This is a genomic window from Bradyrhizobium sp. GW821-FHT12B03 (assembly GCF_058807535.1).
The window spans coordinates 40,955-55,915 of sequence record NZ_JBXAQU010000027.1; the positions used below are offsets into that span (position 1 = coordinate 40,955).

General features: G+C 65.4%; 12 protein-coding genes. 3 read left to right on the plus strand and 9 right to left on the minus strand.

From position 1 onward, the window contains the following. Nucleotides 1-204: 204 nt before the first annotated feature. Both AC1RUR_RS35055 and glsA read left to right on the plus strand, forming a co-directional pair. Nucleotides 205-2,277: a TRAP transporter permease gene (locus tag AC1RUR_RS35055; protein ID WP_492852625.1), complete on the plus strand. Its 2,073-nt coding sequence runs from the start codon at nt 205-207 to the stop codon at nt 2,275-2,277. A gap of 20 nt (nt 2,278-2,297) precedes the next feature. After that, nucleotides 2,298-4,139 (plus strand): glutaminase A, encoded by a 1,842-nt coding sequence (glsA, locus tag AC1RUR_RS35060; RefSeq protein ID WP_492852627.1) that lies wholly within the window; start codon nt 2,298-2,300, stop codon nt 4,137-4,139. A gap of 170 nt (nt 4,140-4,309) precedes the next feature. Here the strand turns inward: glsA and AC1RUR_RS35065 are convergent, their stop codons facing one another. The 5 genes from AC1RUR_RS35065 to AC1RUR_RS35085 all read right to left on the minus strand — a co-directional run bounded on the left by AC1RUR_RS35065 (nt 4,310) and on the right by AC1RUR_RS35085 (nt 10,502). Further along, the gene (locus AC1RUR_RS35065) at nt 4,310-4,612 is read right to left on the minus strand and encodes a nucleoside triphosphate pyrophosphohydrolase family protein (RefSeq protein WP_492852629.1); all 303 of its coding nucleotides are present in this window, start codon (nt 4,610-4,612) and stop codon (nt 4,310-4,312) included. A 25-nt stretch (nt 4,613-4,637) separates the two neighbouring features. Continuing rightward, entirely contained in the window at nt 4,638-5,165 is a 528-nt protein-coding gene (locus AC1RUR_RS35070; protein ID WP_492852631.1) for a carboxymuconolactone decarboxylase family protein, read from the minus strand. A 78-nt stretch (nt 5,166-5,243) separates the two neighbouring features. After that, nucleotides 5,244-7,472 (minus strand): N,N-dimethylformamidase beta subunit family domain-containing protein, encoded by a 2,229-nt coding sequence (locus AC1RUR_RS35075; protein WP_492852633.1) that lies wholly within the window; start codon nt 7,470-7,472, stop codon nt 5,244-5,246. Nucleotides 7,473-7,485: 13 nt separating this feature from the next. After that, the gene (locus AC1RUR_RS35080; RefSeq protein WP_492852634.1) at nt 7,486-9,090 is read right to left on the minus strand and encodes an ABC transporter substrate-binding protein; all 1,605 of its coding nucleotides are present in this window, start codon (nt 9,088-9,090) and stop codon (nt 7,486-7,488) included. A 20-nt stretch (nt 9,091-9,110) separates the two neighbouring features. Beyond that, complete coding sequence (locus tag AC1RUR_RS35085) at nt 9,111-10,502, minus strand: aspartate aminotransferase family protein (RefSeq protein WP_492852635.1); 1,392 nt, start codon at nt 10,500-10,502, stop codon at nt 9,111-9,113. Between the two features lie 138 nt (nt 10,503-10,640). Here AC1RUR_RS35085 and AC1RUR_RS35090 point away from each other — a divergent pair, with 138 nt between their 5' ends. Beyond that, complete coding sequence (locus tag AC1RUR_RS35090) at nt 10,641-11,384, plus strand: FadR/GntR family transcriptional regulator (RefSeq protein ID WP_492852637.1); 744 nt, start codon at nt 10,641-10,643, stop codon at nt 11,382-11,384. 485 nt (nt 11,385-11,869) lie between these two features. On the opposite strand, the gene AC1RUR_RS35095 is transcribed toward AC1RUR_RS35090, so the two are convergent. The 4 genes from AC1RUR_RS35095 to AC1RUR_RS35110 all read right to left on the minus strand — a co-directional run bounded on the left by AC1RUR_RS35095 (nt 11,870) and on the right by AC1RUR_RS35110 (nt 14,909). Then, nucleotides 11,870-12,229, minus strand: coding sequence for a Zn-ribbon domain-containing OB-fold protein (locus tag AC1RUR_RS35095; RefSeq protein ID WP_492852639.1), 360 nt, complete (start codon nt 12,227-12,229; stop codon nt 11,870-11,872). Then, nucleotides 12,226-13,362: a thiolase family protein gene (locus AC1RUR_RS35100; protein ID WP_492852641.1), complete on the minus strand. Its 1,137-nt coding sequence runs from the start codon at nt 13,360-13,362 to the stop codon at nt 12,226-12,228. The genes AC1RUR_RS35095 and AC1RUR_RS35100 overlap by 4 nt, the downstream gene beginning before the upstream one ends. Then, entirely contained in the window at nt 13,359-14,582 is a 1,224-nt protein-coding gene (locus AC1RUR_RS35105; RefSeq protein WP_492852643.1) for a CaiB/BaiF CoA transferase family protein, read from the minus strand. The genes AC1RUR_RS35100 and AC1RUR_RS35105 overlap by 4 nt, the downstream gene beginning before the upstream one ends. Before the next feature lie 120 nt (nt 14,583-14,702). Next, nucleotides 14,703-14,909, minus strand: a complete 207-nt coding sequence (locus AC1RUR_RS35110) for a hypothetical protein (RefSeq protein ID WP_008132679.1) — start codon at nt 14,907-14,909, stop codon at nt 14,703-14,705. Between the last annotated feature and the right edge of the window lie 52 nt (nt 14,910-14,961).

The window sequence follows — 14,961 nt, forward strand, 5'->3', positions numbered from 1 at the left end:
ATGCGCTCCCTCTCCCGCTTGCGGGAGAGGGGTGGGGAGAGGGTGTCTCCGCGGCGGGGTTCCCCCAGAGGAGAAAGCCCTCACCCGGCGCTGCGCGCCGACCTCTCCCGCAAGCGGGAGAGGTTTGGTCGCCCGCGGCCCGACCGCTCCAACCAACTGCGATTCGCCTAGTCTGCGTTCAACAACCCACGCGCGGTATCGATCATGTCTGCTTCCATCTCCACCGCCCCGCAGGACGCGGCCAAGCGCGTCGTGTTCGACGATCCGCACGGCGCCGCCGCCAACATGCAGGAGGCGGAGGTGACGCGCGTCCGCAGCTTGCGCGGCGCCTGGCGCTGGACGCTGGTGGCTGCGACCGCGGCGACCATCCTGCTCTGCATCAACCAGCAATTCTCGCTGCGCTTCTTCATCGGCTACACCCAGCTCAACACGGAGTATTTCTATCTCCTGATCGCCTTGATGCTGCCGTTCACGTTCCTGATCTTTCCGGGCACCGGGCGCGCGCCGCTCGACCGCATTCCCTGGTACGACCTCGTCTTCTTCGTCGTGACCTTCGCGGCCGCGCTGCTCTTGATGTCGAACGTGCGCAAGGCGGCGGAGGCCGGCTGGGAATTCGGCGGCGCGCCGAACACCGTGATCGCGGCGGGCCTCGTGATGTGGGTGATGCTGATGGAGGCGCTGCGGCGCACCGGCGGCTGGAGCCTGCTCTTGAGCGTGCTGCCCTTCACCGTCTATCCGCTGTTCGCCGAATCCAGCTGGTTAGGTCCGTTCCGCGGCACGCAATCGACGCTGGAGCAGGCGACTTCCTATCACGTGCTGTCGGGCGAGAGCCTGCTCGGCATTCCCATCCAGGCCTTTGCCGACACCGTGATCGGCTTCCTGGTGTTCGGCACCGCGCTGATGATGACGGGTGCCGGAAAGTTCTTCATCAACCTCGCCTTCGCGCTGTGCGGCACGTTCCGCGGCGGCGCGGCCAAGGTGTGCATCTTCGCCAGCGGCCTGCTCGGCATGATGTCGGGCTCGATCATCTCCAACGTGCTGACCGCCGGCACCATGACCATCCCCGTCATGAAGAAGAGCGGCTTTCGCGCCTCCTATGCCGGCGCGATCGAGGCCTGCGCCTCCACGGGCGCGGTGCTGGCGCCGCCGGTGATGGGCGCCACCGCCTTCGTGATCGCGCAATTCCTCAATGTCAGCTACGCCGACGTCGCGATCGCCGCGATCATTCCCGCGGTGCTGTATTATGTCGGCCTGTTCATGCAGGTCGACGCCTACGCCGCGCGGCACAAGCTGAAGGGGATTCCGCGCGCCGAGCTGCCGCGGATCATGGATACGATCAAGGACGGCTGGTACTACGTCTTCGTCATCGCGCTGCTGATCGTGATGCTGCTGTATTTCAAGCGCGAGAGCCACGCGCCGTTCTACGCGACCGCACTGCTGCTGGTGCTCAACCAGTTCTTCTCCAAGGACACGCGCTGGACGTTCGGCACGATCGGCAAGTTCCTCGAGGTCAACGGACGCACCTTCGTCGAGCTGGTCGGCATCCTCGCCGGCTGTGGCCTGCTGATCGGCGCGTTCTCGATGACCGGCGTGGTGTCGAGCCTCGCCAACGATTTGCTGCACATTGCCGGAGACAATCCGTTCCTGCTGCTGGGCATGTGCGCCCTCACCAGCCTCATTCTCGGCCTCGGGCTGACGACCACGGCCTGCTACATCTTCCTCGCCATCCTGGTCGCGCCCGCGCTGGAGAAGCTCGGGCTGAACAAGATGGCCGTGCACATGTTCATCTTCTACTGGGGCATGTTGTCGTCGATCACCCCGCCGGTCGCGATCGCCTCGTTCGCCGCCGCGGGCATCGCCGGCTCGCCGGCGATGAAGACGGGATGGGAATCGATGTGGGTCGGCAGCATCATCTATTTCATCCCGTTCTTCTTCGTGCTCAATCCGGCGCTGGTGCTGCAGGGGGAAAGCCCCTATCTGGCCGGCCTCGGCCTGATGGCGCTCGCCGCCTTCGGCACGCTGTTCATCTGCGGTGGCATCCAGGGCTACCAGCCCTTCGTCGGCGATCTCCGTGGCACAGGCAGCCTGGAATGGCCGATCCGCGTGCTGCTGGTGATCGGCGGCTTCGTGGTGGCCACCCCCGGCGGCGGAATCATGCCGCTGTCACAGATGCAGGTGACGCTGCTCGGCCTCGCGATCCTCGTCCCCACGGTCTTGATCGCCCTGTTGCTGGTCCGCCGGCAGACAGCGATACCGGACGGGTTGCGCGTGCCCTGATTGCGTTGCACAAGGAGGCGATGACATCGCCTCCCGCCTCCGCCTGGACCCGCTCGAAGCCGCCTTTGCTGCGGTTTCTCGACACCTGCCTCAACGAATTCTCCGCCGAAACGTCCGGCACTGTGGCCGATTACATTCCCGAGCTCGGCAAGGCCGACCCTGCCTATTTCGGCATCAGCCTCGCCACGCTCGACGGCCATGTCTATGAGGTCGGCGACTCCAGGGTGCCCTTCACCATCCAGTCGATGTCAAAACCGTTCGTGTTCGCGCTGGCGCTGGATCTCCTGGGCGCCGGCCGTGTCGAGAGCGCGATCGGCGTCGAGCCGTCGGGCGACCCCTTCAACTCGATCCGGCTCAATTCCGAGAACCACCCGTTCAACCCGATGGTCAATGCCGGCGCGATCGCCTGCACCGGGCTGATCTACGACAGCAAGGGCCCAGAGGCTTTCGAGCAGATCCGGCTCGCACTCAGCCGTTTTGCCGGACGCGATCTCGCGGTGGATGAGGCGGTCTACACTTCCGAAAGCCAGACCGGCGACCGCAACCGCGCGATCGGCTATCTCTTGAAGACCAACGCGGTGATCTCGGACAATGTCGCCGGCGTGCTCGACGTCTATTTCCGGCAATGCGCGGTGCTGGTCACGGCGCGCGACATCGCGGTGATGGCGGCAACGCTCGCCAATCGCGGCATCAATCCGGTGACGGGCGAGCAGGTGATGACGCCGTATGCGATCTCGCGCACGCTGTCGGTGATGACGTCCTCGGGCATGTACGACTATGCCGGCGAATGGATCTACCGGATCGGCATTCCCGCCAAGAGCGGCGTCGGCGGCGGCATTCTGGCCGCCCTCCCCGCGCGCCTCGGGCTCGGCAGCTATTCGCCAAAGCTCGACAAGCACGGCAACAGCGTGCGCGGCATCAAGGTCTGCGAGGCGCTGTCCTCGCATTATGATTTGCACATGCTCAACCGCAGCGACGACGCGCGCAACGCCGTCATCGCCGACTACGACATCGGCAAGAGCCCGTCCCGCCGCGTGCGCCGTCCGCAGGAGCGCGAGATCCTCTCCGCGCATCAGCAGGAGGTCCGGGTCATCGAGCTGGTCGGCACGCTGTCGCTGTCGGCGGTCGACTACATCTCGCGGCGGCTCGCCGGGCGGACGCGGCCGCAATTCGTGATCTTCGATCTGCATCGCGTCACCTCCACCACCCGCGCCGGAGCACGGCTCGTGGCCGAAGCCTTCGAGGAGCTCGCCGCACTCAATGTCACCGTGATCTTGTCCGGCGTCAGGCGTGCCTCGAAAGAATGGAACAGCTTGCGGGAATGGACCGCGGAGCTGAAGAACGTCCGCGACTTCTACCTGCTCGACACCGCGATCGAATGGGCCGAAGACCAGATCGTCTACCGCTATGGCGGCTCGATCGACTTCCACGAGACCACCGAGCTTGCCGAGCAGCCGCTGCTCGAAGGCCTCAGCGCGGACGAGATCGCGGAGCTCGGCGCAATCTGCACCATCAGGACCTATCAATCCGGCGCAAAGATCCTCACGACAGGCGATCCCGCCAACGCGCTGTTCTTCCTGCGCAGCGGCGCGGTGCACGTCACGCTGCCCGACGGCGTGAGACTGGCGACACTGACCGCCGGCATGGCGTTCGGCGAGATGGCGCTGCTGGAGCAGACCCGCTCCGCCGACGTGTTCGCCGACATGGCGGCGACCGCCTTCGAAGCGCCACTGAAGGATTTCGAACGCTTCCGCGAGCAGCACCCGCGCGCTTCCGAGCGCATCATGCGCAACCTCGCGCAGCTGCTCGCCGATCGCCTGATCGTGGCCAATGCCAAGGTGGATATCCTGACGTCCACCTGAGCGCGCGCCTCGTCCTTCGAGACGACCGCTTCGCGGTCTCCTCAGGATGAGGCTAAGTGGCACCGCTGCCGGTTGAAACTGCTGCCGCGCCCTCAGTCCTCATCCTGAGGGCCCGCCAGCGGCGGGCGTCTCGAAGGATGGCCGCGGAGAAATCGTTTCCTCACCTTGCCTCAGCGGCTCGCCGCCTCGCTGATCCGCCGATTGATCTTGGCCGCACTCGCCTTGAGCAATTCGGATGGCTGCTGGCCGGTCGCGGCGCACAGGCAGGCCCAATAGTAGATGACGTCGCCGAGCTCTTCGACGAGGCCGGCCTTGTCGAGCCAGTCATCGCGCAGCAATTTCTTGATGTGCTCGGCGACCTCGCCGGATTCGCCGGCGAGGCCGAGACCGAGATAGGACAGCCGCTCGTTGGACGGATGCTCATCCACTTTCGCCACGCTCGCGGCCCAGGCCGCGTATTCATCGATCGTCATGTCAGACCTCGCCGCAGTCTTGGGATCAGCCCACCACTTCCGTGACCGGCTGAAGATCGATCTCGAACGTCTCCAGGAATTTCGAGGTCATGATGTAGAAGCCGACCGAGAGGTGGAGCTCGACCAGCGCGGCCGGCGTCAGCTTCGCGGCGATCGCCTTGAAGGTCGCATCCGTCGGCTTGTTCAATTTCACGATCTCGTCGGTGAAGGCGAGCGCGGCGCGCTGCACCTCGTTGAAGCAGCTCGCGGCCTGCCAGTTCTCGAGCGCCTCGTTCTGCTCGTCGGTGACGCCGACATTCTTGCCGATGCGCTTGTGCGCGACGATCTCGTAGGGCGCCTCGCACAGGATGCCGGTGCGCGTGATCGCAAGCTCGCGCACGATCGGATCGAGCTCGCCCTTGTGGCGGATGGCGCCGCCGAGGCGGCAATATTGCTCGAAATAGCTCGGCGAATGCGCCATCATGCGGAAGATGTTGGCGTGGCGGTTCTTGTCGAGGATTTCGCGGGTGCGGTCGGACGCGTTGATCGGGTCGCTGTAGAGGATGCGGGCCATCAGTCACCTTGGGTCTTGGTCTTGTTATGGTTTTCTAAGGACCTCCAAGATTAATCGTGCGACGAGCCAAGAGCAACATCATGGCGCCATGGCTGGCGCCGGGAACGGCGCCGGATCGGCAAAGCGCCTGACGATGTTGGTCACCAGCAGGGCCGCCACGTTGTTGTAGCCGTCGACCGGCAGCGCGCCGATGAAATTCATCGAGCCGACGGAGAACACCGCGCCGCCATTCGGCGTCTCGAAAAAGGTCAGGTCGGAGCGGATGATGTCCTCGCGCGGGGCCGGCCAGGTGTGGTCGTAGCGCTCTTCGTTGACGGGCTGATAGGTCGGATCGGTGAGAACGGCGCGGCCGATGATGATCGCGTGATGCGGCGTGCCGAGGCGGGTGTCGGCCCGGTCGAGCTCGTGGCCGGCGGCGCCGCCGCCCATGAAGCCGCGCTCGCCGAGCCTGGCGCCCGGCCTTGCCAGATCCTCGATCCCATCGCGCATGAAGGCGACGCGGGGATCGAGGACGCCGTCGAGGAAGGTATAGGGGAAGCCCATGTACTCCCCTTGCGTGCTGAAGCCGACGCCGACCAGCGCCTGCGGCGGGCGGCCGAGCCGCCGCCAGAGACCGCCATAGGACCCGTCGAACGCGTGATAGCTCTCGCCGGGCAGCGTTTCCCAGAGACGGATGCCGCCCTCGGCGCGTCGCAATTCGAACGCCCAGGTGCCCGTCGCGTGCGGCACCACCTTCCAGTAGAAGCCGTTGCCGCCGAGATACATGAAGCGGCCGCCATTGCCGAGATAGGCGCCGAGCGCGTCGAGCGTCTCGTGCGTGTGGTATTCCGGATGCTGGCCGGTGAGAACGACGGAATATTTCGACAGCAGATCGACGCCTTCGGCATGGACGTCGTGATCGGTGATGACCTCGAAGTCGATGCCCTTGCGGGTCAACAGATCGGTGATGGCGCTGTCGGCGGAGATCCAGTAGAGGCCGGAGCCGTCCTCGCTGGGATCGACCAGATGGATCTGGTTCACGCGCTTGTCGATCAGCGGGCGGCGCATGGTGGACATCACCACGCCGCTGCCGTCCGAATGGAAGTTGTAGGGCGAGACGCCGTATTCCGGATGGCCGTCCGGCGCCTGCGCCAGCGCGCCCCAGGCCAGCGACCGCTCCGTGATCAGGGCCTGCCTGCCCTTCTTCTGATACTGGCTGTAGACCGTGTAACTGAAGGTCGGGGCGAGGAACGCCACCTTGGCCTGCGATCCCGGTACTTTGGCGCGGACATAGAAGACGATGTTGTCGCGCGCGCCATCTTTTTCGAGATGCAGCGCATAGACGCCGCTTGTCCAGTCCTCCGGCACGGTGAAGCTGAGCGACGGTCGCCAGCCGGAATCGCCGATATCGTCGTCGTGGAAATGAATCGCGCCCCAGAGTTTTGGCTCTTCGGTCCAGCGATGCGTCACGCCGCCGGTCCAGCGCGATCCCGTCATCGCGCGCGTCGGCAAATTGATGCAGGTGCCGTGCGCCATCGAGGGACCGACATCGGTCGCAATGTCGGTCGGAATGCCGATGGAGAAATCCCATTCGGCGATGGCGGGAGCCGCCGTGCCAGAAGCTTGCGCAGCGATGATGCCGTCAAGGCCGCTGCCGCCATCGGTGACGCGCGGCCGTTCGATCTTGCCGTTGAAATGGTGGACCACGCCCTGCCCCGCGCGCGCCGCCGCGATCGCGGCGGCCCCGATGCCGGTCAACGCGGTGCGCGGCGCGCTCAGCGATTTTGTCGCGCGCTCGTCACGGTCGAGCCTGATCTTGCGGGGCGACTGCGCGATCGCCAGCGATCCGGTGACGGGGTCGAACAGGCACGCGATGTCGTGCCAGGCCCGCTCGGTGAGCGCGATGCCGGTCTCGACCTCGACGGTCGCACCACCAATCACGAGCCTGGCGAATGCACCCGCCTTGCCGACGCCGAGCGTCAGCGCGCCGCCGGCGCCCGCCCAGTTCAGCACGGCCTGCCGGCCTGCCGCGAGCAAGGTCGGCCAGACCGTCGCGGCAAAGGCGATCGGACCTGCCGGCAGCGCCAGCACCGAGACATCGACCCACGAGCCCTTTGCGATGATCTGCTCGATGCCGTCGTGCTGGCCTTCGAGATCCCACTTCACCGGAATCTCGCGATAGCCGGGTCCCCTCGGGTTCGGGTCGCCGCAGATGACGCGCGCGATCCGCGCCGAATAGCGGCCGCCGCCCTTGACCGCGATCATGAAGTTGATGTCGTCGCCGGGGCGCACGCTCCAGCGGTCCGTATAGCCGGTGATGGGAAGCATCGAAAATCCTTCTTCAGGCGCCGCGCACGTTCCAGAACAACGGCAGGCCCTTGAGCATGCCCGTCAGGCTCTTCTTGTACGCGGTCGGCTGATAGAAGACACCCAGCGGAACATAGGGAACGTCGATAAAGCACTGCTTCTGCATCTCGACGCCAATTTTGGCCTGCGCGGCAGCATCGGGCGCGGCGAACCAGGCATCCCGCAGCTGTTCCAGTTTCTCGCTTCTAGCCCAGCCGAAGGTCGCCTTGTCGCCGCTGCCGCGGATGAAGTTATGCGCCGAAGGGTTCAGCTGCGTGACGCCCGCAGAATAGGTGCAGAAGGCGCTGTATCCGCCCTTCTCCGGTGTCTCGCGATTGCCCATGCGCCGCAGCATCGAGCCCCAGTCCATCGCCGCGTAGTCGAGATTGAAGCCGAGCTTGCGAAACAGATCGGCCGCGACTTCGCTCATCTGCCCGATGACGGGGAAATCGCCCGGCGCCATCAGCAGCACTTTCTCGCCCTTGTAGCCTGCGTCCTTGATGGCCTTGGCCGCGGCGGCGATATCGCGGGGGCCGTTCAGCGCGTCCATGCCGACATCGTTCGCCATGATGCCGCCGGGCGCGAAGAAGCCGACCTTGTCCCGCCACAGACTGGTATCCTCTCCCGCGACCGCTGACATGAACTCCTTCTGGCTGACGGCGGAGAGCACCGCACGGCGGATGGCCGGGTTGTCGAACGGCGGCTGCGTATGGTTGAAGCGCAGCACGCCGACATTGCCGATCGGGTCGAGCAGCTCGACATTGAGCGCCTTGTTGGCCTTCAGCTTCGGCAACAGGTCGACGATGGGCTGATCCCACCAGTCGATCTCGCCCTGCTGAAGCGCGGCCGCGGCCGTCGCGGGGTCCGGGATGACCTGCCACTCGACCCGGTCGAAATGCGCGATCTTCGGACCGGAGAGCAGGCTCGGCGTCCCCTCGGGGCGCGGCACATAGCCGTCGAAACGCGTGTAGACAAGGCGCGCGCCGGGCACGTGCTGATCAGCCTGGAACTTGAACGGACCCGAGCCGACCAGCTCCTTGACCGGCGTGACGCTGTCGGTTTGCGCCAGACGCTCCGGCATGATGAAGGCGACGATGGCGCCGACCTTGCCGAGCGCTTCCGGCAAAAGCGGAAACGGCGACTTGAGCCGCCAGCGCACGGTCTTGTCGTCGGGCGCCGAGAGCTCGTCGACCAGGTTGAACAGCGAATTGCCGAACGCATCGCGCGAGGCCCAGCGTTTCAGGCTCGCCACCACGTCGCGCCCCCGCACCGGCTCGCCGTCGTGGAATTTCAAGCCATCGCGCAAGGTCATGGTCCAGAGCTTGCCGTCGTTCTCGACCGTGTGGCCGGCGACCATCTGCGGCTGAACCTGGAATTTCTCGTCGACGCCGTAGAGGGTATCCCAGATCAGGAAGCCATGGTTCCGGTTGACGAGGCCCGTGGTGATCATCGGATCGAGGATGGCCGCATCGGCCTGCGGCACGAAGCGCAGCACGCGCGAACCTTGCGCACGGGCCAGCCGCGGCATCGCCAGAGTCGACCCCAAGGCGGCGCCGAGACCGGCGCCCAGTGTGGAACGAAGCAGGTCTCGACGGCGCATGTGACGGTCTCCTCAAGGGGTTACGCAGATGGACGTGTCTCGGCAAGCCGGGCTTCGGCGCTGAACAAGGTCCGCCCGAACAGGTCGAGCGCCTCGTCAATTCCGGCTTCATCAATGATCAGCGGCGGGCAGAACCCGATCGTGTCGCCCATCGCGCGGATGATCAGGCCATTCTCGATCGCAAGCGCATCGAACATCGCGCCGACCTTCAGCGCGGGATCGAAGGCCTGCCGCGTCGCGGGGTCGGCGACCAGCTCGACACCGATCATCAGTCCCTCGCCCCGCACCTGGCCGACGATGCGCGAATCCCGCGCGATCTGCTCCAGCCCGGCACGGAGCCGGCCGCCCATGCGGCGGACATGCGGGACGACATCCATCTCGTGATAGATCTTCAATGTCTCGAGCGCGATGGCCGCCCCGACCGGATGTCCGGAATTGGTGAAGCCGTGGCCGAACAGCTCGCCACCCTTGTTCATCTCGCTGAGCGCATCCCGGATCGGACGGCCCAGCAACACCGCCGACATCGGGAAGTAGGACGAGGTGATGCCCTTGGCGAGCGCCACCATGTCCGGCTTCATACCGACCGTCTGGCAGCCGAACCAGTTGCCGGTGCGGCCGAAGCCGCAGACCACCTCGTCACCGAGCACCAGAATATCGTGACGGCGCAGCACCGCCTCGATCGCAGCGAAGTAACCCTTGGGCGGCACGACAATGCCACCACCGGCATTGATCGGCTCGGCGATGAACGCCGCGATCGTATCGGGCCCTTCGGCCATGATCAGCGCTTCGAGATCGGCCGTGAGGCGATCGATGAATGCCGCCTCGCTCTCGCCGGGCCTGGTGCCACGATAGGCATCCGGGCAATGCGTGTGCAGGAAGCCGTCGAGCGGGAGGCCGAACTCACGATGCATGCGCGGCAGGCCGCACATCGAGGCGGCAACGATCGTCGAGCCATGGAAGCCGCGGTCGCGGGCGATGATCTTGCGCTTGCCGGGCTTGCCGTGAACCGCGTGATACACCCAGGCGAGCTTCACCATGGTCTCGGTGGCTTCCGAGCCCGACGTGGCGAAATAGGCCTGCGCATCCGGGATCGGCGAGATCGCGACCAGCTTCTCGGCGAGGTCGATCGTGTTGTCAGGCGTCTTGTGATTGAAGCTGTGGTAGAAGCCGAACTTGTCGTAGGCAGCAAGCGCTGCCGCCTTGAGCCGCGTCTCGGAAAAGCCGAGCGAGGTGCACCACAGTCCGGCCATCGCCTCCAGATAACGCTTGCCGCTCGCGTCAAAGACATGGACGCCCTCGCCGCGCGCCATGATCAGCGGTCCGATTTCTGCATGACGCTGCGGGTTGGTCTGCGAGTGCAGATGGAACGCGATGTCGCGCGCCTCGGCTGAATTCGGCTTGCTGTCGAACACGCGCAGCCTCCATCATCCCGCCGACGGAGCATTCCCAACCTCCGGTCGCGCGAAACTGGTCAGTCCAAATTGGTCTGACCAGCTTGGCTTTCGTGCCGCGGCTTGTCAAACTCAAATAAAGAGCTGATGAGCACGAAGATGTTGCACGATCCCCCGTCCAAGCCCGAACGCAGCTTCGAGATCGTCGCCCGGCGCATTGCTGCGATGATCCAGGCGAGTTACCGGATCGGCCAGCGCCTGCCGGCCGAGCGCGACCTCGCCAAGACGTTTGGCGTGTCGCGGCCGACGGTGCGCGAGGCCATCCTGTCGCTGGCCATGGCCGGCATGCTGAAGGTGCGCAGCAACAGCGGCGTCTATGTGATCAGTCGTCAGGAAGCACCCGACGTGCACGTGCTCGAAGGTTTTGGCCCGTTCGAGAATCTGGAAGCGCGTCAGCTGATCGAACCGCAGATCGCGGCGATCGCGGCGCAACGCGGCACCGAGGCCACCTTTGCGCAGCTCGCCGAAGCGCTCGCCATGATGCGCTGGGAACATGCGCAGGGGCGCGAGGCGGACACCTCCGACCACCGCTTCCACATGGTGCTGGCCGAGGCGACCGGGAACGGCGCGCTGGTGTCGATCAGCGACTCGCTGTGGCGCGCACAGACCGAGTCCGGCATCTGGCAGGAGATCCACAACCACATGCAGATGGAGGACTATCGTCCCATGTGGCGCCGGGATCACGAGGCCATTTTCGAAGCCGTTCAAGCCAGGAACCCGCGCAAGGCGAGCCTCGCCATGACACGCCACCTCACCAACATCCGGGATGCGCTGATGGAGGCTTCGAAGGCCAAATCGATGGCCACGACGAAACCGGCAAATTCTCGTGGAAAAATTCGTTGATTTGTCGCGGTTGAAGAAAGTTTCCGCACACCCTGCGCGGCGCGACCGCAAGAGCGACAACATCGAGTCAAAATGCCGCCGCATTGCTCATCGACCTTGGCACAGTCGATATTCGCCGCGTGGGGACAAATCGCGGTGAATACTCGCAAGGGGTGTTCCGAGTAAAAACAATTGGCCGTCTTTGCGCTTCAAATGCGCAGCGATGAGTCACGCCCAAGTCTAGGGAGAATAAGGCATGAAGGAAGCCACCAAGGGGGCGGCCTCGGGAGCGCTCGCGCATATGCTGGCGGTGACGGCGATGCTCGTCATCGCCAGCATCTTGTTCTACGGGCGCTAGTTAAGCGTTGTGTGAGAGTTTTCGTCATTCCGGGGTGGCTCTCGCACAGGCCAGGCCCAGAATTCCCGTTCCAGGCTCGGTCTCTCAGGACCGCCCCCGAATGACGAAATCCCACAGCTCGCTCTTGGCGGCGAGCATCCAAATTTCACTATTTGCTCCTGGTGAAGAACGGCACGCGCTTTCCGGCAAACAGCCTGAAGCTCGCATCAACCTCGTCCCCGATAACGAGGTCGTTCTCGCCATGGGCCATCATGCGAAAACCCTCGGCGCAATCGACCAGCAGGATGTTGTAAGGCACGTGCGCCCGCGTCTCGGGCGTGGCGGCGCGGCAGACCAGCGAGGTCGCATAGACCCTGCCCTTGCCGCTGGCGCGCTGCTCATGCGGATCGGATGCCCCGCAGGCCGCGCAGAAGGCGCGGTGGAAATACTGCACATGGCCGCATGAGGTGCAGGTCTGATAGGTGATGGCCTGTTCGCCCTTGGTCCAGTCCGCGAGATGATCGCTCATCGCACCCGCTCCAGAAACATGCTGACGTGGGACGACAGCACGCCGCCGTCACCGTGCAGCAGCGCGATCGAGGCATCGCGCACCTGGCGATTCGTGGCCCGTCCCGTCATCTGCAGATGCGCCTCGACCAGGTGCGCCATGGCGCCGCCGACGCCGCAATGGCCGTAACTGAGCAGGCCGCCATGGGTGTTGAGCGGCATCGCGCCGTCGCGGCTGAAATGGCCTGATCGCACGCGCGCGGCCGCTTCGCCGCGGCCGGCGAGACCGAGGTCTTCCAGCAGCATCGCGAGCGTGATGGTAAAACTGTCGTAGATCGCGGCGTAGCGCACGTCGGAGATCGCAAGGCCGGTGGCCTCCTTCGCGCGGGCGATCGAGATCTCGGCGCCGAGCTCGCTGAGCGCCGGTGCGGCCGTGACATGCTGATGCGTGTGCGCCTGCGCGCAGCCGCGGATGCGCACGCCGGCCTCCCCGGTCTGCGCGCGGCTGATCACCAAGGCTGCGCCGCCGTCCGACACCGGACAGCAATCGAGCAGCTTGAGCGGCATCGCCACCGGCTTCGAGGCCATGACGTCGGCGACCGTGATGGGGGCGTGGAATTGCGCACCGGGATGGGTGCAGGCGTGGCTGCGCATCAGCACGGCGAACTCGGCGAGGTCCTCTTCGGTCACGCCGTATTCGTGCATGTACCTGTTGGCAACGAGGCCGTAGTAGGCGGGAATGGTCGGGCCGAGCGGCACCTCGTAGTCGGGGTGGCCGACTTGCGCCAGCGCCTGGATCGAGGCATCGCGGCTCTGCCCGGTGAGACGGTTCTCGCCGGCGACGACGAGCACGTTGCGCGCGACGCCGGCTTCGACGAGATGATGCGCGAGCATGGTCATCGCAAGGCCGGTGGCGCCGCCGACCTGGACGGCGTGGGCGTAAGATGGGCGAATACCGAAATGCTCGGCGAAGACGGTCGCGAGCATGATGTGCGGCGAGACGGTGGAGTAGCCGCAAAGGATGCCGTCGATGTCCGAGCGCTCGAGCCCGGCATCGTCGAGCGCGGCTTGCGCGGCCCTGCTCATCAGGTCGAGCGAGGATGAGCCTTCATGCCTGCCGAAGGGCGTGAGGCCGACGCCGGTGATGAAGCTCATGGGCGCACCTGCGCATCGTCATTCAGGGGCGGCGAACGGGTCACGCCATCGCGGACCATGGCCGCGATCTCGTCCGCGGAGTAGCCGATCTCCTTCAGTATCTCCGCGCCTTGCTCGTTGAGACGCGGCGCAAGCCTGACAGGCTCGGCCCCGGTCTCCGACCAGCTCGCCGTCACCTTCATGCTGCGGATCGGGCCTTCGGTCGGATGGTTCACGACAGGAAAGAAGCCGGTCGCCTCCAGATGCTCGTCGTGCAGCATCGACGCGAGGTCGTGCATCGGCATGACAGGCACGTCCGCCCCAGTCAGCAGGTCGATCCATTCCGCCGTGGTGCGCGTCTCGAAGATCCGCGCGAGCTCGGCGTAGACGACGTCGATGTTGGCGGCACGGCCGGCGAAGGTCGCGAATTTGGGATCGGCGCGCAGATCGTCGCGGCCCGTGGCGTTGAAGAAGTTCTCCCACTGCTTGTCGTTGTAGACGATGACGCTGAGATAGCCGTCCGAGGTCTTGTACGGCCTGCGATCGCGCGAGAGATGGCGGGCATAGCCGCCCTTGTCGAGCGGCGGCTCATAGGTGAGCCCGCCCATGTGGTCGCCCATGACGAAGCCGGCCATGGTCTCGAACATCGGGATGTCGACGCGCTGGCCGCGCCCGGTGCGGTCGCGGTGCACGAGGCTGGCGCAGATCGCGCCGACGGCGGTGAGGCCGACGATGCGGTCGACCAGCGCGTTCGGCACATAGCGCGGGACGCCATCGCCGGTCTGCGCCATCAGCGCGGGCAGCGCGGTGGCGCCCTGGATCAGATCGTCATAGGCGGGCTTGGCGGCATAGGGGCCGTCCTGGCCGAAGCCGAACACGCCGGCATAGACGAGGCGCGGGTTGATCTTTGCGACGACGTCATAGCCGAGCTGAAGCCGCGCCATCGCCTGCGGGCGGACGTTGTAGACGAGAACGTCGGCGTCCTTCAGAAGGCGCAGCACGGCATCGCGTCCCGAGGGCTTCTTCAGGTCGAGACAGATCGAGCGCTTGCTGCGGTTGGTGTTGAGGAACACCGGGCCCATGCCGGCGTGGCGCATCGGGCCGATCAGGCGGGTGACGTCACCGTCGAGCGATTCCACCTTGATCACGTCGGCACCGTAATCGCCGAGCATCTGGGTCGCGTACGGCCCCATCAGCACGGTGGTCATGTCGACGACCTTGATGCCCTTCAGCGGCCCCATGCGTTCGCTCCCGATTGCGCGGGCTCAAGGCGGCCCGCGAATTCGGTTCAGCTAACGGCAGCGACGCCGCGCGCGCAAGGGCGGCCGGCGTATGGCTGCATGCGTGGCGAGGCGCGTCCGCTATTTCTTCTGGCGGGATTCGCGGATCTTGATGAGACGGTCGAGCTCGTCATTCTGCTGGCTGATCCGGTCGGCGATGCGCGACTCGTTCTGCTCGCCGGAAGCGGCGGCGGCCTGCTCGATCAGCTGGCGGATATTGTCCTCGAGGATCGCGATGCGATCGTTGAGTGCGTCCATCGACAGCGAGTCTTCGTAGTCATTGCTCATGATGTATTCCCTGCAAATCGATCAAGAGCTTTAAGGGACCCGGGCGGGCCCA

Excerpts from the sequence above, each read along its gene's own strand:
- AC1RUR_RS35090 (WP_492852637.1), top strand. The coding sequence starts at position 10,641 with ATGTTGCACGATCCCCCGTCCAAGCCCGAACGCAGCTTCGAGATCGTC.
- AC1RUR_RS35070 (WP_492852631.1), bottom strand. The coding sequence starts at position 5,165 with ATGGCCCGCATCCTCTACAGCGACCCGATCAACGCGTCCGACCGCACC.
- glsA (WP_492852627.1), top strand. The coding sequence starts at position 2,298 with ATGACATCGCCTCCCGCCTCCGCCTGGACCCGCTCGAAGCCGCCTTTG.
- AC1RUR_RS35100 (WP_492852641.1), bottom strand. The coding sequence starts at position 13,362 with ATGAGCTTCATCACCGGCGTCGGCCTCACGCCCTTCGGCAGGCATGAA.
- AC1RUR_RS35075 (WP_492852633.1), bottom strand. The coding sequence starts at position 7,472 with ATGCTTCCCATCACCGGCTATACGGACCGCTGGAGCGTGCGCCCCGGC.
- AC1RUR_RS35110 (WP_008132679.1), bottom strand. The coding sequence starts at position 14,909 with ATGAGCAATGACTACGAAGACTCGCTGTCGATGGACGCACTCAACGAT.
- AC1RUR_RS35080 (WP_492852634.1), bottom strand. The coding sequence starts at position 9,090 with ATGCGCCGTCGAGACCTGCTTCGTTCCACACTGGGCGCCGGTCTCGGC.
- AC1RUR_RS35065 (WP_492852629.1), bottom strand. The coding sequence starts at position 4,612 with ATGACGATCGATGAATACGCGGCCTGGGCCGCGAGCGTGGCGAAAGTG.
- AC1RUR_RS35095 (WP_492852639.1), bottom strand. The coding sequence starts at position 12,229 with ATGAGCGATCATCTCGCGGACTGGACCAAGGGCGAACAGGCCATCACC.
- AC1RUR_RS35055 (WP_492852625.1), top strand. The coding sequence starts at position 205 with ATGTCTGCTTCCATCTCCACCGCCCCGCAGGACGCGGCCAAGCGCGTC.
- AC1RUR_RS35105 (WP_492852643.1), bottom strand. The coding sequence starts at position 14,582 with ATGGGGCCGCTGAAGGGCATCAAGGTCGTCGACATGACCACCGTGCTG.